Source organism: Coprococcus hominis (ex Arizal et al. 2022) (assembly GCF_040094675.1).
GTDB lineage: Bacteria > Bacillota > Clostridia > Lachnospirales > Lachnospiraceae > Coprococcus_C > Coprococcus_C hominis.
In genome coordinates this window covers 39,026-61,386 of the sequence record NZ_JBBNHG010000041.1, presented here as the reverse complement: position 1 = coordinate 61,386, position 22,361 = coordinate 39,026, and the positions used below count along the sequence as shown (strand labels likewise).

Sequence of the window (22,361 nt, the reverse complement as noted above, 5' to 3'; positions counted from 1 at the left end):
CGGTTTTTCTTTTTTAATTGTTATTTTTTACACTTTCCAATATAATGAAACTATGACAAAAAATGGGAGGTACACATATGCCATACAAACGATACGGGAGACGCATCTTGGCAATCCTGCTGGCGGGGATTTTATTTCTTACGAACTGGGGGATGAACAACGCGCAGACGATGGCGCGGGCAGCGGATGCAAAGGATTATGCGAACGTTGTTGTGTTTGCATATTTTAAGGGAGATGCGGAAGGCGCTTCATATTTCCAGACAAATCGTGCGAAAATCCTAGGTTTGTATGATGGCGCAAAGAACCGTTCTTTCACGAATTATCTGTCTGCTGTTTCCTATGGAAAACTTCGTGTGAAAAATTATTTCCCACAGGATGATGGCACAACACTTTCTGCCTGTGCACTTTCGGTTACGGAAGCTTCTGTGCAGGCAGGTGGAAATATGGATACGACGATTGTGAGTGAAATCCTGGCGAACATTCCGGCACTTTCCGGGCAGGTGTTAGACTATGACGGAGATGGATACATCGACAATCTCACTGTCATTATGAAGTCGGAGAAAGAATCCCAGACATCCGGCAATTCACTCGTCGCGCATCACGCATTTTATCCGACAGATAAGAACTTACGATATGGTGGGAAGGAAGTCGGACATTATAACATGATCAATACACCACAGTTTTTAGGTGCAGGCAATACGACGATGGCTCAGGAATCCGGTGTACTCGCACATGAATTCCTGCATGGACTTGGCTTCCCGGATCTTTATACAAGTGATGGAACCTATCCGGTCGGGAACTGGGATATCATGGGCGGCGCAGATTATGGAATGTCTTATCCGCTTGCGTATATGCGGATGAAAGTGGGCGGCTGGCTTATGCTGGATACGGTTACTACATCGCAGACGCTGACACTGGACACGCAGGATAAGCAGGACGGTCATCCGGCATATATTCTGAAATCACCGCTCAATGAGCAGGAGCTTTTTGTTGTGGAATTCCGGAAGAAGGATACGGGTCTCGACAGCTATGACCGGTTTATTGGAGGATCCGGCGTGATTGTCTACCGGATCAACCCGGCAGTCGAAGGCTTAAGCAATCTGTATGGACAGACCGGTGTGTATGTGTTCCGTCCGCAACCGGGGCAGACAGGATATTCCCAGATGGCAGAGAGCGTCTATAAAGCATATCTTTCCAAAGAAGAAGGACGGACAACCATCGGCAAATCCGACCTTTCCGCAGGTCTCTCCGATGGCGCACTGACTTTCTCAGATGGAACGAATTCTGGAATCGTGATCAGTGAGGTCGGCAGTGCCAAGGGCAGTCAGATTACTTTAAAGGTGGATTTCCCGAAGGTTTCGGACTCTGCGAAATGGACGGATTGTGGATTTGCCTCTGTAGCCGGAAATAGCAAAAATGCATGGAACCAGATAGCGATGACGCTTTGCGGACAGAAACCGTACGTGCTTACGTATACGAAAGATGATGCAGCGCTTACGCTATATTCCTGTGAGCAGGACACGTGGAAAAAACTATATCAGCAGAAAATCTCCGAGAACTATGGAAATGAAATAAAGCTCTGTTCCTACAATGGATCGTTTTATTTTGCATATGCGGATGCAGCAGGGATAGAGATTGAAAAGTTGGATGCATCCTGCAGTCGCGTGACAGAGAAACAGACGATTGCTGGAGCTGCGGATTTTGATATGCAGGCTGGCGCAGATGGCGTGTATCTTGTATACACGCAGAACAATACGACCGCATATGCGAGATGTTTCAAAGCCGGAAGTTTGTCCGTGACAACCAATCTCGGAAGCTATTACACGACCGCCGGGACAAATCATTTTGCAGGTCAACCAAAGCTCATTTCGATAGGCTCTTCGATGTATGCGTCCATACGGAATACAGGGACGATGGCGGTTCACACATTTTGCCTGGATGCAAATGGAAACCACAAAGAAGTGAGTGATGCAGCGACAAAAGGAAGCACGTATGGCATGGCAACGGATGGGAAAAACCTGTATGTTGCCACATGCAGCGAAGGCATACTTGTCAACCGGTATGATGGAAAAGCATGGCATTGCTCAAAAATGAAAGATGGCACAATCTCGGATGTAGTTCCGGTGTGCAGGCAGGGAACACTGTTCGTGCTCACATCGGGTGCCTATACAGGGACAACCAATCTGTACCGGTATGATGTGGCAAATGACCAATTTGCGCAGGAAGGAGTCTCACTCGATTCGTATTCTACATCGCAGACGATCTGTGCGGCGGATGGAACGTTGTATGTTTCGTATCTGCGTGGGGCAGACAAGACGTTTGTCATCAAGAAAAAGAGCGTGACAGTCACACCGGCGCCGGAACCAACCCCGGATCCGGGAACAAATCCAGAACCGGGAACAAACCCAGATCCGGGAACAAATCCAGAACCGGGAACAGGTGGCGAGACAACGACCACGACGGAGGCAGCTACGACCACGACGGAGGCACCAACGCCGACGCCAACCCCAACGCCGGTTGTAACGCCGGATGTGACGGTGTCTTACCGCACGCACATCCAGACCTTCGGATGGGAGAACACCTGGCGGCAGAACGGCATGATGTCCGGGACTTCCGGAAAAGCGAAAAGACTGGAGGGAATCGAAATCAAAGTATCCGGTAATTCCGGTATAGGAATCCAGTACACGACGCATTGCCAGAGCTATGGCTGGCTGCCTTGGTCTGCGAACGGTGACATGAACGGCACGCAGGGGGAAGCAAAACGTCTGGAAGCAATCAAGATCCAACTGACCGGATCCGACAAGGATAAATATGATGTCTATTACCGCGTGCATGCGCAGAGCTACGGCTGGCTTGGCTGGGCGGCAAATGGCGCACCGGCAGGAACCGCAGGTTATGCGAAGCGTCTGGAGGGCATTCAGATCGTGGTCGTGAAGAAGGGTGCGGGATTCAACCGGAATATGCAGGGAATCGCATCGCAGTTTGCGAATGCATTTTACGCGGCGCCGGGACAGAGCATGAATCCGCAGATCGCGGGTGCGGACAGCCCGAATGTTACATATCGTACCCATGTGCAGAGCTATGGCTGGCAGGGCTGGAAATATAACGGGGCGATGAGCGGCACATCCGGACAGGCAAAACGACTCGAAGGAATTGAGATCAAACTGACGAATGCACCGTATTCCGGCGGCATCTGCTACACAACCCATGTGCAGAGCTACGGATGGCAGGAACCGACAAACAATCCATCTGCATGGCGCAGAAATGGAACGATGAGCGGCACATCCGGGCAGGCAAAAAGACTCGAAGCCATCTGTATTGCATTGACAGGAGATATGCAACGGCATTATGATGTATACTATCGTGTGCATGCGCAGAGCTTCGGCTGGCTTGGCTGGGCGAAAAACGGCGCACCGGCAGGAACCGCCGGCTATGCAAAACGATTGGAAGGGATAGAGATCCGGCTTGTACCGAAGGGACAGGCAGCTCCGGGCAGTACAGCAAGATCCTATATCTCTGCATATTAAATAGAAAAACAGGAGAGGAAGACATTATGAACGCAAAATGGAAACGGCTAGTGACCGCAATTTTGATGATGGCGCTGCTGCTTGGACCGATTGTATCGATGCAGACACCGGCACGGGCGGCGGACGGAGAGGACGACAATACGTTTATTGTCGGCTTCGATGCGGAGTTCCCGCCATATGGCTACAAGGACGATAACGGCGAATATGTCGGCTTCGATCTGGATCTGGCACAGGAGGTATGCGACCGGAACGGTTGGACACTGAAGAAGCAGCCGATCGAGTGGAACTCGAAGGATATGGAATTAAATTCCGGTTCGATCAGCTGTATCTGGAACGGATTCACGATGAATGGCAGAGAGGATGACTATACTTGGACAAAGCCATATGTCGATAATTCACAGGTGGTTGTCGTGCGTAAGGATTCCGGCATCACACAGCTTAACGATCTTTCTGGGAAGGTCGTTGCCGTGCAGGCAGACAGCTCTGCGCTTGCGGCACTCACAGGCGAGGATGCAAGCGAGGAGAATAAAGCACTGTGTGAGACCTTCAAGGATCTGCAACAGGTAAGCGATTACAACAGTGCATTCATGAATCTGGAGTCGGGCGCGGTCAATGCAATCTGCATGGATATCGGTGTCGCAAACTACGAGATCGAATCCCGCGGGGATAAATTCATGATGCTCGAGGATCGTCTGTCTTCCGAGGAATATGGAATCGGATTTAAAAAGGGAAATACAGAGCTCCGTGATAAAGTGCAGGCAACGCTGCTTGACATGCTTGCCGATGGTACATTTGACGAGATTGCAGAGAAATGGGGACTGGAGGAATCCATCTGTCTGACTGCAGACGATGAGGTGCAGGAAGAGACAACCGCAGATGACAATACATTTGTTGTCGGCTTCGATGCGGAGTTCCCACCATATGGATATAAAAATGATGACGGCGAATACGTCGGCTTCGATCTGGATCTGGCACAGGAGGTATGTGACCGGAACGGCTGGATCTTGAAGAAACAGCCGATTGAGTGGAACTCGAAGGATATGGAATTAAATTCCGGTTCGATCAGCTGTATCTGGAACGGATTTACAATGAATGGAAGAGAAGACGCCTATACATGGACGACGCCGTATGTCGATAATTCGCAGGTAGTCGTTGTGCGTAAGGATTCCGGTATCACACAGCTTACCGATCTTTCCGGGAAGGTCGTTGCCGTGCAGGCAGACAGCTCTGCACTTGCGGCACTCACCGGTGAGGATGCAAGCGAGGAGAATAAAGCGCTTGCAGAGACATTCAAGGAACTGCAGCAGGTAGGCGATTACAACAGTGCATTTATGAATCTGGAGTCGGGCGCGGTCAATGCGATCTGCATGGATATCGGTGTTGCAAACTACGAGATCGAATCCCGCGGGGATAAATTCATGATGCTCGAGGATCGTCTGTCTTCCGAGGAATACGGAATCGGATTTAAAAAGGGGAATACAGAGCTTCGTGATAAAGTACAGGCGACATTGCTTGACATGCTTGCTGATGGTACATTTGAGGAGATCGCAGAGAAATGGGGACTGGAGGAGTCCATCTGCCTGTCGCCGGACGATCAGGTACAGGATGGAAATGCCGCTGCGGCAACTGCGACAGATACCACATCCACAGGCAAGAAGAACACAAGCTTCTGGGATAAGTTCTGCTCGATCACAAAGCAGCTTGCAGAAGGTCTGCTCGCATCCCTGGTAATCTTCTTCCTGACACTTTTGTTCTCCCTGCCGCTTGGACTTCTGGTTGCAGCAGGCAGAATGTGTAAGATTGCACCGATTCGCTGGCTGGTGAAGTTCTACATTTCCATCGCACGTGGTACGCCGTTGATGTTACAGCTTTTGGTTGTATTTTACGGACCATATTATCTGTTTGGCGCGACGCTTACGACAAGCTATCGTTTCCAGGCGGTTATCATTGGATTTGCCTTAAACTATGCAGCATATTTCGCAGAGATCTACCGCTCCGGTATTCAGGCAGTGCCACAGGGACAGCATGAGGCAGCGAAGATCTTAGGATACAGCAAGATCCAGACGTTCTTCAAGATCGTGTTCCCACAGATGGCGAAGAACATCCTGCCTTCTGTCACAAACGAGGTTATCACACTGGTTAAGGATACGTCGCTTGCATTTGCAATTTCTTATACGGAGATGTTTACACTTGCCAAGCAGGTGGCAGCCGCACAGACAACGATTATGCCGCTGTTTATCGCCGGTGTGTTCTACTACATCTTTAACTTTGTCGTTGCGTTTGTGATGGAGAAGATCGAAAAACGCATGAATTATTATAGATAGGAGGGCTACGATGAACTTACTGGAAGTAAAAAATATAAAGAAAAGCTTCGATGATCTCGAAGTGTTGAAGGATATCAGTATGTCGGTGGCTGAGAGCGAGGTTATCTCAATTCTTGGACCATCCGGTTCGGGAAAATCGACCTTCCTGCGCTGCATGACAATGCTGGAGAAGATTGACGGCGGAAGCATGGTGTACTGCGGAAAGGAAGCGGTCAATTCCGACAGCGGCGTTCCGGTCTATGCAGACAAGGCAGACTTAAAGGAGATCCAGAGCTATTACGGACTGGTATTCCAGAACTTTAATCTGTTCCCACATTATTCCGTGCTGAAGAATATCGCAGATGCACCGATCCACGTGCAGAAGCGTGACAAGGATGAGGTGTATGCCGAGGCGAAGGAACTGCTTCGCAAGATGAACTTAGAAGATAAGGGCGACTATTATCCATATCAGTTATCTGGCGGACAGCAGCAGCGTGTGGCGATTGCCCGTGCGCTTGCGTTAAAACCGAAGATGCTCTTCTTCGATGAGCCGACATCGGCACTCGATCCGGAGTTGACCGCCGAGATCTTAAAGGTGTTGAAGGAGCTTGCCGCAGAGAAGATGACAATGGTAATCGTAACCCATGAGATTGGTTTCGCCCGGAGCGTATCCGACCGCGTGATCTTCATGGATGGCGGCGTGATCGTTGAGGAAGGAAAGCCGGAGGATGTCATCGACAACCCGAAGACTGACCGTGCCAAGGCATTCCTCAAGAAAATGCAAGAAATGTAGAAAAAATCCCCTGCAGAGTGTGTCTGCAGGGGATTTCTATTTTGTACGCTGTGCGTCCGTTTAAGAAGATTACATCTTCTCCGGCTCGTCATACTCGACACCCTTCGTGTCGACGGTAACGGTCTTGATACGCTGGTCTTCAAGCGGTCGGTCCATGTAGTCGGTTGGAACATCCGCAATCTTATTCACAATATCCAGACCATCCACGATCTTGCCGAAAGCAGCATAGCTTCCGTCGAGATGCGGACTATTCTTGTGCATGATGAAAAACTGCGAACCGGCGGAGTTCGGCATCATGGTACGTGCCATAGAAAGAACACCCGGTTCGTGCTTCAGATCATTCGCAAAACCATTCTGTGCGAACTCGCCGCGGATTGAATATCCAGGACCTCCTGTACCATTTCCGTCCGGGCAGCCACCCTGGATCATAAAACCATTGATGACACGATGGAAGATCAATCCATCGTAAAACCCTTTCTTAATCAGAGAGATAAAATTCTTTACTGTGTTTGGTGCGATATCCGGATACAGTTCGAACGTCATAACATCGCCGGATTCCATTGTCATTGTAACAATTGGATTACTCAAATTTATCATCCTTTCTTGTATTTTTATCTAAAAGATGATAGTATAATACCATTATTGTAAAATTACATCAAGTGTGTAATTTTTTAAAAAGTTATGTAAACTAAAATGCAAAGAAGAGGTACGAAAAGTGAGAAAAACGGTGATTCGAGTCGTGAAGGGAATCATATTGTTGGTGGCGATTGTCACACTTGCCAATATGACCTATAAACATATACGAACCTATTACGATGATTATATGGACGAATACAAGGGAACGGAGTCGACACAGGGCGAAGATGTAACTGTTACGATTCCGGAAGGCGCATCTGTCAAGGAAATCGCGCAGATCCTGAAGGACAATGGATTGATCAATTATCCGCGTGCATTTACAAAGCGTCTGCAGGACTCTGAGTACCGTGGCAAGCTGCATGGTGGTACATACACCTTGAATACTGGTATGACAACCTTGCAGATGATGGCAGCCATGAGCCCGACATTCGAGGAAGATCAGCCAGTCGATTATCTGGTTGTGCCAGAGGGCTTTACGGTAGAGATGATAGCAGCGCGGTGCGAAGATCAGGGAATCTGTTCTGCAACTGAATTTTTAAATGCATGCAAATCGGTTACGAAATCTGATTTTGCATATCTGGCAGACATACCGGCAGGTGCCAATGTCAATTATAAGGTACAGGGCTTCCTGTTCCCGGCAACTTACGATATTTATGAGTCGACGACAGCGGAATCATTAGTCGATTATATGTTGAGAACGTTCGACAACTACTATACACAGGAACTGCAGGATCGTGCGGCAGAGCTTGGATACAGTGCATTTGAACTTGTGACGAGAGCTTCCATTGTAGAACGTGAGGCAAAGGTGGATTCAGAACGTGCGACGATTGCAGGTGTTATCAACAACCGTCTGAAAGCAGAAATGCCTTTGCAGATGTGTCCGACTGTCTTATATCCATTGACCGATGGAATGTATGACAAGAGTCAGGTTCTGTACGAGGATCTGGAACTGGATTCTCCATACAACACCTATAAGAATGCCGGACTTCCGGTAGGTCCGATCTGTAATCCGGGACTGGCATGTATCCAGGCAGTATTGTATCCGGAAGAGCATAATTACCTGTATTACCATGTTGGCGACGAAGATGCAGGTACACATATCTTTACAGAAAACTATGAAGATCACATAGATACACAGATTATTGGTGGACCAAACGGCGTGACACCGGATGGAGAAGCATCCACCGAGGAATCGACAACCGAAGAATCACAATAGGAATAAATAATGTATTAGGAGGGACGTTATGAGAACTTTTAATTTTAGGGCGCGAAACATCGGCGAAGAAAAATATCTGTCATACACAATGGGCGAGGATTGTGAGTTAGATGAGGATGTTTTGGATTACTGTCAGGACAATGCGCCGGAAGAACTGATAGAGATTATCTATGAAGAAGATGACGATTATGATTATCTGACCTACCAGATTACGGGCAAGACATCTCTGGAGGAGTACATTGCGCAGGAGCATGATTGCGAGAGCGTACTGCTCATCCTGCGGAATGTCGCACAGGAGATGATTTCCTTGAAGGAGCAGGCGATTCCACTTTCGTATGTATTGCTGAATCGTGGATTTATCTACGTGGATGCTGAGAAGAAGACAGTACAGTTCCTGTGCCTGCCAATCGAAAGCAAGGGCGCACTTTCTGTAGAATTCAAGAGCTTTGTACGCCAGCTGCTTGCGAACATGAAATACGATGTGGAAGAGGATCTGAATTATGTTGGTAAGCTCCTCACGTATATCAATGGAGATAACTTCAATCTGCGTGGCTTGATCGGACTTGCAGAGGCGTTGATGGAAGAGGAAGGAATCAGCTTCGAGGAGGCTGGAGCCATTGATGCAGACGGTGTAGAAGTTGTAAGTGCAGAGGAAGAAGCACCGGCAGAAAATATCAGCGACATCATGAATAGCCTGCAGGAAGAGGATGATACACCACTTCCGGAGATCGGCGACGATGAAGAAGACGAAGAGGAAGAAGCAGAGGAACCTGTAAAGGAAGAGGAAGAACTGGAAAGTATCCTTCCAGCTGGCATGCAGGTAAAGGAAGAAGAAACACCGGTAGAGGAGAAGGTGGCAGAACCGACAGAGGCTGTCGAGGAGACACCAGCACCTGTCGAGGAAGCACCGGCACCAAAGCCAGTGATGGAAAAGCAGGAAGCACCAAAGCCGGAACCAGTAGCAGAAAAACCAGAGGTTTCCCCAGCTGCAGAGCAGATCCTGTCACAGGTGAAGCCAGAGGGGGCAACAAATGGTGGCGAGAAGCTGCAGTTAAAGACAAACAAGAAGGAATCCGATATCAACCTGATCAAGGATCGGATCAAGGAGCTGGTTGGAGAAGTTCCATCTGCAAAGCCGACAGCACAGCCAACCAAGAATATCCAGACATTGGAAGATCTGGATCATTTCTTAGACAAGCCACCTGTGGTTAAGCGGAATGTGGTAAAGGTAAACCGTGCGGCAATCATCCAGCAGACAGAGGCTGAGATGGAGGCAGCTGAGGCAGAAGCAGCAGCTGAGACAGCAGAGTCTGCTGAACCGGAAACAACCGTACAAAACGAAGAACCGACAAGCGGACAGACAGAAAACATCAAGGTGCCTGTGATCGAGGATATCTACGATGACATGAACATTGAGAAGAAAAAGGACGATGAAAAGGACAAGAAGCCAAAGAGTACATCTATTTTGAATAAATCTGTAACAGAGCTTGTAAAAGATGCCGTTGGTGCTGTGAGTGCAGCGACTGCAGCAACCAATTCGCCGAAAGCATTGCCATATCTGATCCGTGTAAGTACAGAAGAGCGTATCATGCTGAACAAGGCGATCTTCAAGATCGGAAAGGCAACCAGAGGCGTGGACTATACCGTTGGCGGAAATGGAGCGATCAGCCGTCAGCATGCATTTATCATTCAAAAAGATGGGGTATGTTATATCAAAGATAACAAGTCTACGAATCATACATATGTGAATGGAAAGCGTGTAGAGGATGGGGTAGAAGAAATTCTGACACATGATTCTCTCGTAAGACTTGCAGATGAAGAGTTTACATTTAAGATTCGCTAATTAGGATGATTATATCATGAGGAGGTAGCAAATGAAGGGGTTAGAGTTGAATGTAACAAAACAAAACGGAATGACATTGGTGGAGTATCAGCTTGGAGTAGCAGATGTCTATGACGACAGAGTGTCAGACAAGGTTGCACAGCTCGGAAATATTATTCCGTTCCAGTACAAGGACGAGGATGGAAAGAGAAGTATTGTCTCTTATGTGCATCATGACACTTCTCTGGAAGTGATGCTGCGTCAGACATTGAAGAAGGCAGATGTACTTGCAATCCTGAAGGGACTGTTGTGTGCATTTGAGATTGGTGCAGCAGGTGTGCAGATCTGTTATCTGGTACGCGATCTGAATTATATCTATGTAGATCCTGAGAGCAAGGCAGTAAAGTGCATTATGGTTCCTGTAAAGCAGGATCCGTTGGGACAGTCTGATATCCCGGATTTCTTCCGAAATATTGTGTCACATATGCGCTTTGATGAAGCAGACAAGGATGATTATGTAGCAAGAATCCTGACCTTGATCAATACGGATCATTATTCCAATATGAAATTAAAGGGACTTGTAGATGCGGAGATGGAGAAACTTGGTCTCTTCTATACAAGAGACGAGGGACTTAAGAAGGAAGCAGATACAACCCCAGCTCCGGAAGTACAGAACCAGAATGTAAAAGTAAATCGTGTCGGCGTGATGAACAACATGCGTCCACAGGGTATGCCAGCGATGGGACAGCCAATGGGACAGCCGGTGCCACCGATGGGTGGACAGCCAATGATGGGACAGCCAGTACCACCGATGGGCGGACAGCCAATGATGGGACAGCCGGTACCACCGATGGGCAGACAGCCAATGGGGCAGCCGGTACCACCGATGGGCGGACAGCCAATGGGACAGCCGGTACCACCGATGGGCGGACAGCCAATGGGACAGCCGGTACCACCGATGGGCGGACAGCCAATGGGGCAGCCAGTACCACCGATGGGGCAGATGCCGAAGCCGGAAATGCCAAAACCACAGGCACCAGCACCGGAGGCACCAAAGCCAGAGATGCCGAAGCCGGAAATGCCAAAGCCACAGGCACCAGCACCGGAGGCACCAAAGCCAGAGATGCCGAAACCGGAAATGCCAAAGCCACAGGCACCAGCACCAGAGGCACCAAAGCCAGAGATGCCGAAACCGGAAATACCAAAGCCACAGATGCCACCAATGGGACAGCGTCCAGCGATGGGCGGACAGCCGATGATGGGGCAGCCAGTACCACCGATGGGTGGACAGCGCCCTCCGATGGGACAACCAATGATGGGGCAGCCTATGATGGGACAGATGCCAAGACCACAGGCGCCACAGATGCAGAACGGCAACCTGATGGGACAGCTTGGCGGTGCACGCCCGATTCCACACTTTGTGCGTAAATCAACTGGTGAGATCATCAATATTACAAAACCAGAATTTATCATCGGTAAGTCAAAGACGAAAGCCGATTATGCAATAGAGAACAACAGCGCAATCAGCCGGGAGCATTGTATTGTAATCCAGCGCGATGGCGTGAACTATATTAAGGATAACAATTCTACAAACCATACCTATGTAAACGGGGTAGAGTTGCAGCCGGGTAAGGAAGTGCTTCTGAAGCATAAGACAGAAGTTCGATTGGGAGATGAGGAATTCACATTCCTTCTGAGAAAAGGAGAGTAATATGGAGTACATTGCAACATATCACACCGATGTAGGTACAAGAAAAGAAACGAATCAGGACTCTCTTGCAATCAAGGTTGTGAACACAAAAGAGGGAAATGTTGCATTTGCAATCGTGTGTGATGGCATGGGAGGACTCGCAAAAGGCGAGGTTGCCAGCAAAGAGGTAATCGAAGCATTTTGTACATGGTTTGATGACACGCTGGTGGATGAAATCCAAAATGGAACATTCACAGAGCAGAATCTTGTATCACAGTGGGATGATATTATCCAGATTCAGAATCGCCGGCTGGGCGCATATGGAGAGGAAAATCATTTGCAGCTTGGTACGACGGTATCTGCAATCCTGTTGTACAAGGATCAGTATTATATTGTGCATGTGGGCGACAGCCGCGTGTATGAGCTTACAAAGACAGCGAAGCAGCTGACAAACGACCAGACATTTATCGCAAGAGAACTGGCAGCGGGACGTATGACACCGGAACAGGCAAAAATCGATCCGAGACGAAGCGTACTGTTGCAGTGTGTCGGCGCATCGCCGGTTGTTGAGCCGGAATTTACAAAGGGAACTGCAACAAGAAATGCAGTTTATATGCTCTGCTCAGACGGATTCCGTCATGTGATCACACCGGAGGAAATCATCGAGAAGATCGGACCGGGTGAGGCGACGGACGAGGAAAAGATGAAATATGGAGCAATATATCTGACAGAGTTAGTAAAGAACCGTGGGGAACGTGATAATATCACAGTAGCAATGGTTCGCACGATTTGATTTAGAGAGGGTTTGCCATGACGAAGGAAGGAACCGTACTAGACGGAAAATATGAAATTTTGGCAGAAGTTGGTCGAGGTGGTATGTCCATCGTGTACCTTGCCCGTGATAAGCGTTTGAATAAGCAGTGGGCGGTCAAGGAGATCAAGAATGATGGAAAGAAATCCGCAAAGACGTTGCTTAAGGGATTGGAACGAGAAGCGAATATTCTGAAGAACGTAGATCATCCGGTGTTGCCGCGAATCGTAGATATCATCAATCAGGATGGAACAATCTACGTTGTTATGGATTATATCGAGGGTGATACGATTCAGGATCGATTGAAGAAGGAAGGCGCGCAGCCACAGGAGTTGGTGGTAGAGTGGGGCTTGCAGCTTGCAAGTGCATTGAATTACCTGCACAACATGAATCCACCGGTTATCTACCGGGATATGAAACCTTCGAATGTCATGATCAAGCCGGAGGGCGGCGTAAAGCTGATCGACTTCGGTACAGCAAAAGAGTACGAGATAGAGAACAATGCAGATACAACCGCACTTGGTACGCGAGGCTATGCGGCACCGGAGCAGTTCGGTGATTCCAAGGGACGTGGTATCTACAATACAGATGCAAGAACAGATATCTATAATCTGGGCGCAACTCTGTACCATATCGTAACAGGAAAGAACCCATGTGAGCCACCGTATGAGATCAAGCCGATCCGCGAGTGGAATCCGATGTTGTCCTCTGGATTGGAGAAGATCATCTTAAAATGTACACAGGCAGATCCGAACGACCGTTATCAGAACTGTACGGAGCTGATGTATGCATTGGAACATTACGATGAGCTTGACGACAGCTACCGGAAGAAGAACAAGAAGAAGCTTGGGCTTTTTGCAGCAACCGTGGCATTGGCAGTTGTATCCGGTATCACAGCTGGAATCGGATATTCCGGGATGCAGCGGATTAAGCTGAACAATTATAACCAGTATATCGAAAATGGTATGAACTACTGCCGGGAAGAGAATTATGAAGCAGGAACGGCGGAATTCAAGAAAGCAATCGAACTGGATGGCTCGGAGGAAAAAGCTTACGAGCAGTACATACAGGCATACATTGATGCTACGAACAAGGCGGAGGAGGCCGGAACGGAATCTACGCTGAATCTGGATGATGCGTTGACGTTGGTTTCCAATCGAATCAGCAGTAAACATGGTGGTGTTGAGAAAAACAGCGCAGTGCTTTACAAGCTGGCACTTACTTATTTTGAGGAAGAGCGTTCTTACAGTCAGGCAGCCAAATATTTCGGCATGATTGACGAGAAGGACGAGGAATATGGAAAGCTTGCAGGCTTTTACAAATCCATTTCTGAGCTGCGATCTGACAGTACGTCGGATGCATCAGAGCTGATGCAGGCGGTAAATGATTTCGCAACCTACAACGAGAACAACTTTACGAACCAGGAAGCAACCAAGTTCGTAAACTATCGTATTATCGGCGAGATTTACAGTACAAACGTCAGCAAGGATGCGGAGACAAGCATCGCAGAACAGGCAAGTACGGTGATGGAACAGGCGGTTGCAGATCTGGACGAGTACACAGGCAATGATCTGGACGAAGAAGCAGTTATGGATATGAATTATCGTTACGACGATAACCTGATCATGATCTATGAGCAACTTGCCAAGGAAAATGCAGATAATGAAACAGTTGCCAATGGATATTATTCGATGGCAATCAGTTATTGTGAAGACTATATTGGAATCCTGAAGATGAAGGTAGACAGCGATCCGGGCATTTCGCTGGGTGGTTCCTCTGTCAACGCGTATAACCAGTCTTATTACAATAAGATGATGACGGAAGCACGTTGTTATGACGCACAGGGCAAGACAGATGATGCACTCAAGATATACGAAGCCGCAGAAAAGGTATTCGGTACAAAGAACGAGTGGAGCGACAACGTATATGCAGAGCATCTGGATTATCTGTATCGTCTGTGTGAGGCACAGGAGCAGGATCCGAAGCTTTGGACGACGAAGATTCCAGATCTGACAAAGAAGCTGATTCAGGTATTTGATGATGGTGGTAACGTGCTTGGCATCGACAGCAACAAAACATGGTACAAACGAAAAGATACGTTGCAGATGTTGAAGGACGGTAGCTATGATATCAGCGAAGAAGAAGCGACGCAGGCACCGGATGCAAATTCCGATGATTCGCAGTCAGCAGAGATGGGAGAGTGATCAGCATGCAAAACGTATATGAGATATGTTTCTATGGCGGCCTGGTACTGGCGATTCTCCTTCTGATTGCGGCGATCGTGTTATTCATTGTATTGAAGATACCGAAGGTAATTGGAGAATTGACCGGAAGTGCTGCGAAAAAGGCAATGAAAGAAATGCAGGATGGTACAGCGAGTCCGGGCAGCGTAGCGAAGAAAGAACAGGAAAAATACTACAACATGGGAAGTGGAAAGATCACTGCGAAAGAAGCGGTTTCTACGCGGGAGGATCGTAAGGCTAATGGTAACGATTCCACCGAACTGTTGGAGAAATCAAAGGAGAAAGAAAAGAAGTTTGAAGAGACCGACATCCTTCGTCCGGGCATCAATGATTATGATACACCGGATGATGGCGAGACAGAAGTACTCGGTTCAGGTGCGGATGATGAGGCAACAGATGTGCTTCGGGATACATCGGCAGGAGATGACGGAGCAACGGATGTACTTCGAAACGACGAAGGAGATGACGGAGCAACGGATGTACTTCGAAATGACGAAGGCGATGACGGGGCAACGGATGTACTTCGGAATGACGAAGGAGATGACGGAGCAACCGATGTACTTCGGGGAGACGATGCAGACGATGAGGATGCAACCGACGTTCTGCGGATGGACGATGATGACAGTGATGCAACCGATGTATTGCGTGCCGACGATGACGACAGTGATGCAACTGATGTTTTACGTGCAGATGATGACGAGGAAGGTACAAGCGTGCTGACAACCGGAACATTAGCGAAGAAGGTAAAAGTAATTTACAATATAGTAGTTGTTCATTCAGATGAAAGTATAGAGTCGGGTAGGTGAAAAAAGGATGAAAAGAAAAGAAACAAAATCAAACAATTCAAAACACCCGGTAAAGAAGCTCATAGCATTATGGGTTGTCTTTGCTCTGCTGATTGTACCATTTGCAAACCATGTCGGTGATAAGAATGGCGCGAAAGCAGAAGGGGGAAGTGGAACTGGTGTAAAGGTTGTCACAGATTCGTCCGTAGGTGTTACCGTGGATGTTGAGATGGGAATCAACAAAGATGATACAGGCGCTATTGTGACGGGAACCTCAAAAAAAACAGTATATCTGTTAGAGGGTGTACAGAGTGTAACGAAATTAAAATTGCCAGAACTTAAAAGCAATGCTACAGATTTGGCTTTGCTTGGAGCTGCTTTTTATGGAGCAGATAAGTCTGTTGATTTAGAAGTTACTTCTTCGTTGTTTCCGTTGGGAAACAATGGTGAGACAGATTTACAGGCGAATGCAGTGAAAGAAAATGGAAAGATTGGAATCTATGCAAGAGCGAAAGATACGGATTCTTGGAAATTGCAATGTGTAGTGAATGTTGTATGTTTGGATACGGTATTTACAGGTATTGCGGGACTGTATGGTGATAACGCGCACACAGATAAGCTGACAGCGGATCGATATGTAAATGAAGCATATATAGGAGTATGGGTGGATCCCATTGATATACCACCTAACACAAGATTAAAATATTATGTAAAAACAGACAATCCTGCAACGCCAGAGGAATTAGTAAATGCAACAAGTTATACTAGGAATTCTGGAGAGTTTACAATTTCAGCAGATGCAGAGAATAACGGAAAGCAAGTTTACGCATACGCAGCATTGATTGATAATGCATCATCACAGGTTCTGGAATATATAGAAGCAGGCACTGCTCATATGAGTAACGATACACAGGCACCGACGATTGCAAAGGTTACAGAAGAGCAGTCAGAAGATGGGAATGCATACGCTGCATTTGATGCAGGACACACAGATGACAATGGTGTATATTATGGAAACAAAGATTATTATCGTTTCACTGTAAAGGTAGAGGATGTAGCAGCAGAAAATCAAGATGCATCTGGAGTAAAAAATGTTACTGCATATTTGAATGGCGATACTTCAAAGCCATTTTCAGCCAGCAAGAATGCGACAACGGGTAATTATGAGATCGCAATTCAGAAAACAGATTTAGCAGAAGGCGATAACACAATTACAGTGACAGCCGAAGATAATAAGGGAAATAAGTCAGAAACATTCACATATCCGGTAAAACTTCATCAGGTTACGGACTCTACAGAGATTAAGAGTGTTAAATTCTTAGGTGAGGATGGAGATCTTCTTATAAGTGATGCAATCATCCGTGAGCCAAAGACGATTGAAATTACACTGGAATCTACCAAAAATGTAGGCAAGGTAGAGGTAAAAAGTGGAGATGATGTTTCTTTTGCAGATGTAGCTCCAGTTACAAATGCAGAGAGTGTGAAACGTGTATATTCTGTTACAGCGAAGATTCAGATCCCAACAGATGCAAATATTGCATCTACAAACTTTTCTGGATTGAAGATTGCTGTATATGAAAAAGACACAAATACAATACTGTTAGATAATAAATCTATAAAAGATATCATGTACGATGCAACTGCTCCAGAAGTAAAAAATCCGGTTATCCAGAAGAAAAAGAATGGAAGCAGTACATGGGAAGATGTAGCCGATGGCAGTTTAGAAACAGCGATTGTTACAGAACTGGATACAGAGTATAGATATATGGTAGAAGTAACCGATGATTTGAGCGGTGTTGCGAAAGTAAGCTCAGACAAAGGAGACTTCACATTTGAATCGGGTAATAAGTATGTATTCAATATTCCATCGGGTGAGCTAAATGTGACTCTTCCATATTCGGTCGCAGTTTCAGCAATAGATAACGCGGGCAATCCATCAACGACTTTGACACTTCGTGGAGTTACAAAGATTGATGATACCCTGCGCGTAGATAACTGTGTGATTATAGATGCAGCTGGAAACGATGTAACAAGCGATGTTTTGGCAGGAAAGAATACCAATAAAAAATATCAGCTGCAAGTGACTGCAAGCTCTGCTTACGTTGTGAAGAAATTTGAACTGATTGCAGGTGGTACGAATGACCAGGTAAAGGATGTTGCTGACTCTGATAATGACAAAAATCCAGACAGTCATCGTTACAGCACAACGGTGAAATTTGAATTGCCTGCTAAGACGGATATAAATGCACAGCTGGATAGTATGTATCTGAATGTGATAGATGGAAATGCACAGAAGATTCGTTACCCACAGGATGCATCTAAAACACTTGGTACAATTTTATATGACCGTACGAATCCAACCGTATCGATCAATGAGGCAAACGACAGCACATGGTATAAGGAATATACAATCAATTATACGATTACTTCTGGTGATAATGGCGTGGAATCGCCACTTGCAAATGCCGGTTATTCTCTGGCAGGAAGCAAGGCAAATGTAACAGACAAGGAAATCACATTGAATGGAACGCAGACTTCTGTGAACGGAACGATTGCGATTCCAGAGTCAGCAGGAATTACAGGTACATCTCTTGTGTTTAATGCACAGGATGCAAGTGAGAACCAGCTTCCAAACAATCTGTATAAGATCAAGGTCGATAAGACAAATCCTAAGGCTGAATTGACAGTCAATGGAAAAACAAACATTACACAGCCATTGGATGGCGAGGTACTGATCAAGACAACGGTATCGGATAACCTGACAATCAATCAGGCGACGATCACAGTGAAGGGACCAGACACCGATGTGACAACAAATCTGAGTGGAGCAAAGGAACTGGTAAATGTCAGCCAGGAAAACAGCTTCACATTGAATAACCTGATCGGCAAGAAAGCCGCAGATGGTGACTACACCGTGACAGTCAATGTGTCAGACAAGGCAGGAAACATTGATTCCAAGACGATGAAGTTCCGCGTGGATAACACAATCCCGGTTGTTACAGCAAAGATTTCCGGGGGTACAACTGCTGGCAAGCAGCCAGGAAAGAACTTCGATGGAACTGTTTGCGATTACTTCTATCGTTCTAATGTAACGGTAGAGCTTACTTATGAGGATGAGAATATCTCAGCTTCCGGCGTAAGAGTAACAGATAATAACAACGTGGTAAATGTAACATGGCAGCGAATCGGTACATCTAACAAGTACCGGGCAAGCTATGTTTCAACCGGTATTGGTGCACGTGTAATCAAGATCAATGCACAGGATGATGCAGGCAACAATGCTGCTGAAAAGCAGGTTGTATTTATCAAGGATACAGAGGCACCGAATATTGCTGCAGTGATCAATGGAGGTATGGTTTACTCTGAGAATATGGGCGTTGTTGATCTGACTTCCGATGCAACGGTTGCTTTCTCTGTAAGCGACGCAAACGAAGACGTACATGATTTCAATTACCAGCTGATTAAGACAGTACCGGATCAGCTTCCGGTAACCGCGGATGTATTGAAGACAGATAACCGGGTATTTGGCTATACAGATGAGGCTGATTATCAGGTAAAGGTATATTCTGTGGACAAGGCAGGAAACCGAAGTGCAGAAAGAAATGTACAGTTCCGTGTTGATAAGACAGCACCAGAACTGCAGATTACAGGAACTGCTTCCGGTTCGACACTGAACGCAGGAACAACCCTGACATTTAGTATGACAGAGGCATTCTGGTGGGATGCATCTGGTACGATCACGATCACAAGAAAAGCAAACGACAGTGTGGCAGAAGCCGCTTACAAGACCATCGACTTCAAGCCAACTGCACGTGTGACAACGATGACAGAGACACTTAGTGAGACAGGTGAGTATCAGGTAACATTTACCGGTAAAGACCGTGCTGGACATACCGCAGAGGCAACCAGCTATACGGTAAGAATTGATACAGGCAAGCCAATCATTACGCTGAGTGGCGTGTCAAATAACGACAAGACAACAAAGCAGGTAGAGTTCCAGGCACAGATCGAGGAGGACTTCTATCTGACAAAGTCTGTAACGATTCAGGCAACAAGAACATATCTTGATCCAACATCTTATAAGGAAAAAACAGAGGATCTGCAGATTACCGGATATAATCCGACAGCAGCAACGACGCTGATCCGAAACACATTTACAGAGGATGGTATTTATAAGATTCAGATAAACTGTAAGGATGCCGCAGGTAATGAGGATACACAGGAGGTTTCCTTCACGATTGATAAGACAAAACCAGTGATTGATCCAAAGGTCATGAGCGCATATGAAGGAACTCTGACATCCTTTGCATGGGATTACGATCTGAACGACATTATCTATGACCTGACTGTCTGCGATGCACATATGTACTTGAATGGTAGCGAGTATGACGGAACATCCGAAGTCGAGGACGGCGCATATGAGATGAAGATTACAGCCGAAGATGAACTTGGAAATGCAACTGAGAAAACAGTAAACTTCAATCTGGATACAAAGGCACCAACCTTTATTGTAACGGGTGTAGAAGATGGAGAGATCAAGAACGAGCAGTACGACATCAACGTATCCCTTCAGTTGGATGAGGATACTCTGGATGAGGTAACGCTCAATGGTTCTCCAGTTGAGATCAAGGACAATGCTGCAGCGATTACAGTTACGGAAAAGGGCGACTATAAGCTTACAATGAAGGCACATGATGATGCCGGAAATGAAGCAGAACAGACGATCAGCTTTACATATGGAGAGAAGAGTCATGTACTTCTGTATGTATTGATTGGTGTTGGCGTTCTTGCAGTGCTTGGCGGTGGAATTGCAATTATTCTGGCAGCAAAGAAGAAAAAGAATAATTAACCGGAGATAAAACCAGGTTACACAGGCAGGAGCATGGAAACATGCTCCTGTTTTGCTTGCAAACTACCGCTGGGCATATTATAATCAGAAAAGCGAAAACGGTAACAGGGAAAATTGGTAGGAGGTTGGCGCATGGTAGACGTTGCGATGCTGACAAAGCAAGGGGGAAGAGATCACAACGAGGATTACATACGGAAAGCAACATACGAAGAACAGCTCTGCCTGATCTTGTGTGATGGACTTGGCGGGCATGCCTGCGGGGAAATAGCATCGGAGCTGGTCGCAGAAAGCATAGCAAAGGGATTTGAAAAACAGGGCTACTATGCCGGATTTTTCAAGGATGCATTGGAACAGGCACAAAAAGAATTACTGGAAGAACAGGTGCGGCGGGATCTGTGCAACTCCATGAAGACAACGGCAGTTGTGCTTGTAATCACACCGGACCTGATACAGTGGGCGCATATCGGGGACAGCCGGTTGTATCGGATTTACGAGAATGGAACAAAATATCAGAGAACGCGTGACCATAGCTTAGTACAGATTCTATGCGATACCGGAGAGATCAGGGAATCCGAGATCCGTACGCACGAGGATCGGAACAAGCTGCTGCGTGCGATGGGCGCACAGTGGGGGACGAAAACGTATGATATAAGTGCGGTTGTGGAGCGCGGAGAGACACAGGCGTTTGTGTTGATGACGGATGGTTTCTGGGAGTATGTCTATGAGGAAGAGATGCTTGCCACATACAAGGAAGCGTCCTCTGCACAGGCTTGGTTAGATGCAATGGGAAAATACGTGCTGAAGCGGGCAGACATGACAAAGACGGATAATTATTCTGCAATCGTTGTCCGCGTGGAGGAATAAAGAAGATGTTTCGGGCAGTTGTATTTGATATGGATGGTGTCATTACGGACACGGAAAAATTATACAGGAGATTTCAGTTAGAGGAAGGCAAGAAGCTGGGAATCCCGGATGATGTGATGGTCGTTGCCTGCGAGCGTATCGCGGGTGGCACGAAGTACACAAACAAGAAGAGCTTTGAAGATGTCGTCGGTATGGGAATTGATTATTTTGATTTTCGGGAAGCGGTCGTGAACAAGCTGGACGCGCATATCCGGGCACACGGCGTGGAACTAAAGCCGGGCGTCGCAGATACATTAAAATATCTGAAAGAAAAAGGTGTTAAGGTTGGACTTGCAACTTCTACGGTGCGTGAACGTGCCACGGGATATCTGAAGGCGCATCATATTGACCGGTATTTTGATGAGCTGGTGTTCGGAGATACGGTTGCACATGGTAAGCCTGCACCGGATATTTACCTGAAAGCGTGTGAGATGCTGGATGTAAGACCGGAGGAGGCAATCGCCGTGGAGGATTCCATCAACGGAATCGTATCGGCGGGGCGTGCCGGCATGTATCCGGTTATGGTGATCGATCTGATCGAGCCGAACGACACCACGAAACAATACGCTAAGAAAGTATATGAATTCGGACGCATCGACCGTCTGAAGGAGTTAATATAGTGTCGAACAAGACCACTATGTAGATGGAAGATGTATGTAGATATGATTCTAAAACAGACCGTTGAAGCACGCTGGCACTTAACGAACGTAGTGAGTTTAGTACCATTGCGTGCTGAACCGAGCGAGAGCGTGTCTGTGTAGAATCATATCTACATACATCTTT

13 protein-coding genes and 2 pseudogenes are annotated in these 22,361 nt (G+C 46.9%); 14 read left to right on the top strand and 1 reads right to left on the bottom strand.

What is annotated here, in order from left to right; genetic code table 11:
- Positions 1-77: 77 nt before the first annotated feature.
- The 5 genes and pseudogenes from AAAT93_RS13160 (at position 78) to AAAT93_RS13145 (ending at position 6,623) form a co-directional block, all read left to right on the top strand.
- Positions 78-3,527, top strand: a complete 3,450-nt coding sequence (locus AAAT93_RS13160) for an immune inhibitor A domain-containing protein (protein WP_227573184.1) — start codon at positions 78-80, stop codon at positions 3,525-3,527.
- Between the two features lie 98 nt (positions 3,528-3,625).
- A pseudogene (locus tag AAAT93_RS13680) lies at positions 3,626-4,366 on the top strand (amino acid ABC transporter substrate-binding protein); the annotation flags it as partial.
- 201 nt (positions 4,367-4,567) lie between these two features.
- Positions 4,568-5,086 (top strand): annotated as a pseudogene (locus tag AAAT93_RS13675) (transporter substrate-binding domain-containing protein); the annotation flags it as partial.
- Positions 5,087-5,215: 129 nt separating this feature from the next.
- Entirely contained in the window at positions 5,216-5,851 is a 636-nt protein-coding gene (locus AAAT93_RS13150; protein ID WP_227573261.1) for an amino acid ABC transporter permease, read from the top strand.
- A gap of 10 nt (positions 5,852-5,861) precedes the next feature.
- Entirely contained in the window at positions 5,862-6,623 is a 762-nt protein-coding gene (locus tag AAAT93_RS13145) for an amino acid ABC transporter ATP-binding protein (protein ID WP_118545623.1), read from the top strand.
- Between the two features lie 69 nt (positions 6,624-6,692).
- Here the strand turns inward: AAAT93_RS13145 and AAAT93_RS13140 are convergent, their stop codons facing one another.
- Positions 6,693-7,211: a peptidylprolyl isomerase gene (locus AAAT93_RS13140; RefSeq protein WP_021984928.1), complete on the bottom strand. Its 519-nt coding sequence runs from the start codon at positions 7,209-7,211 to the stop codon at positions 6,693-6,695.
- Between the two features lie 127 nt (positions 7,212-7,338).
- Between AAAT93_RS13140 and mltG the strand changes: the two genes are divergently transcribed.
- The 9 genes from mltG to AAAT93_RS13095 all read left to right on the top strand — a co-directional run bounded on the left by mltG (position 7,339) and on the right by AAAT93_RS13095 (position 22,198).
- The gene (gene mltG / locus AAAT93_RS13135; protein WP_021984929.1) at positions 7,339-8,475 is read left to right on the top strand and encodes an endolytic transglycosylase MltG; all 1,137 of its coding nucleotides are present in this window, start codon (positions 7,339-7,341) and stop codon (positions 8,473-8,475) included.
- Positions 8,476-8,503: 28 nt separating this feature from the next.
- Positions 8,504-10,318, top strand: a complete 1,815-nt coding sequence (locus AAAT93_RS13130; RefSeq protein WP_118671276.1) for an FHA domain-containing protein — start codon at positions 8,504-8,506, stop codon at positions 10,316-10,318.
- Positions 10,319-10,349: 31 nt separating this feature from the next.
- The gene (locus tag AAAT93_RS13125) at positions 10,350-12,008 is read left to right on the top strand and encodes an FHA domain-containing protein (protein WP_304503909.1); all 1,659 of its coding nucleotides are present in this window, start codon (positions 10,350-10,352) and stop codon (positions 12,006-12,008) included.
- A 1-nt stretch (position 12,009) separates the two neighbouring features.
- Positions 12,010-12,780: a PP2C family protein-serine/threonine phosphatase gene (locus tag AAAT93_RS13120; RefSeq protein WP_021986082.1), complete on the top strand. Its 771-nt coding sequence runs from the start codon at positions 12,010-12,012 to the stop codon at positions 12,778-12,780.
- Positions 12,781-12,797: 17 nt separating this feature from the next.
- Positions 12,798-15,002: a protein kinase domain-containing protein gene (locus AAAT93_RS13115; RefSeq protein WP_196021375.1), complete on the top strand. Its 2,205-nt coding sequence runs from the start codon at positions 12,798-12,800 to the stop codon at positions 15,000-15,002.
- 5 nt (positions 15,003-15,007) lie between these two features.
- The gene (locus AAAT93_RS13110) at positions 15,008-15,847 is read left to right on the top strand and encodes a hypothetical protein (RefSeq protein ID WP_118374635.1); all 840 of its coding nucleotides are present in this window, start codon (positions 15,008-15,010) and stop codon (positions 15,845-15,847) included.
- 7 nt (positions 15,848-15,854) lie between these two features.
- The gene (locus AAAT93_RS13105; RefSeq protein WP_227573183.1) at positions 15,855-20,675 is read left to right on the top strand and encodes an Ig-like domain-containing protein; all 4,821 of its coding nucleotides are present in this window, start codon (positions 15,855-15,857) and stop codon (positions 20,673-20,675) included.
- 132 nt (positions 20,676-20,807) lie between these two features.
- Positions 20,808-21,539 (top strand): PP2C family protein-serine/threonine phosphatase, encoded by a 732-nt coding sequence (locus tag AAAT93_RS13100; protein ID WP_021986086.1) that lies wholly within the window; start codon positions 20,808-20,810, stop codon positions 21,537-21,539.
- Positions 21,540-21,544: 5 nt separating this feature from the next.
- Positions 21,545-22,198, top strand: a complete 654-nt coding sequence (locus AAAT93_RS13095; protein ID WP_021986087.1) for an HAD family hydrolase — start codon at positions 21,545-21,547, stop codon at positions 22,196-22,198.
- The last annotated feature ends 163 nt before the right edge of the window (positions 22,199-22,361 follow it).

What these genes read in the sequence shown, in the direction of transcription:
- AAAT93_RS13160 (WP_227573184.1), top strand. Translation starts at nt 78, where the DNA reads ATGCCATACAAACGATACGGGAGACGCATCTTGGCAATCCTGCTGGCG.
- AAAT93_RS13145 (WP_118545623.1), top strand. Translation starts at nt 5,862, where the DNA reads ATGAACTTACTGGAAGTAAAAAATATAAAGAAAAGCTTCGATGATCTC.
- AAAT93_RS13130 (WP_118671276.1), top strand. Translation starts at nt 8,504, where the DNA reads ATGAGAACTTTTAATTTTAGGGCGCGAAACATCGGCGAAGAAAAATAT.
- AAAT93_RS13125 (WP_304503909.1), top strand. Translation starts at nt 10,350, where the DNA reads ATGAAGGGGTTAGAGTTGAATGTAACAAAACAAAACGGAATGACATTG.
- AAAT93_RS13120 (WP_021986082.1), top strand. Translation starts at nt 12,010, where the DNA reads ATGGAGTACATTGCAACATATCACACCGATGTAGGTACAAGAAAAGAA.
- AAAT93_RS13115 (WP_196021375.1), top strand. Translation starts at nt 12,798, where the DNA reads ATGACGAAGGAAGGAACCGTACTAGACGGAAAATATGAAATTTTGGCA.
- AAAT93_RS13110 (WP_118374635.1), top strand. Translation starts at nt 15,008, where the DNA reads ATGCAAAACGTATATGAGATATGTTTCTATGGCGGCCTGGTACTGGCG.
- AAAT93_RS13105 (WP_227573183.1), top strand. Translation starts at nt 15,855, where the DNA reads ATGAAAAGAAAAGAAACAAAATCAAACAATTCAAAACACCCGGTAAAG.
- AAAT93_RS13100 (WP_021986086.1), top strand. Translation starts at nt 20,808, where the DNA reads ATGGTAGACGTTGCGATGCTGACAAAGCAAGGGGGAAGAGATCACAAC.
- AAAT93_RS13095 (WP_021986087.1), top strand. Translation starts at nt 21,545, where the DNA reads ATGTTTCGGGCAGTTGTATTTGATATGGATGGTGTCATTACGGACACG.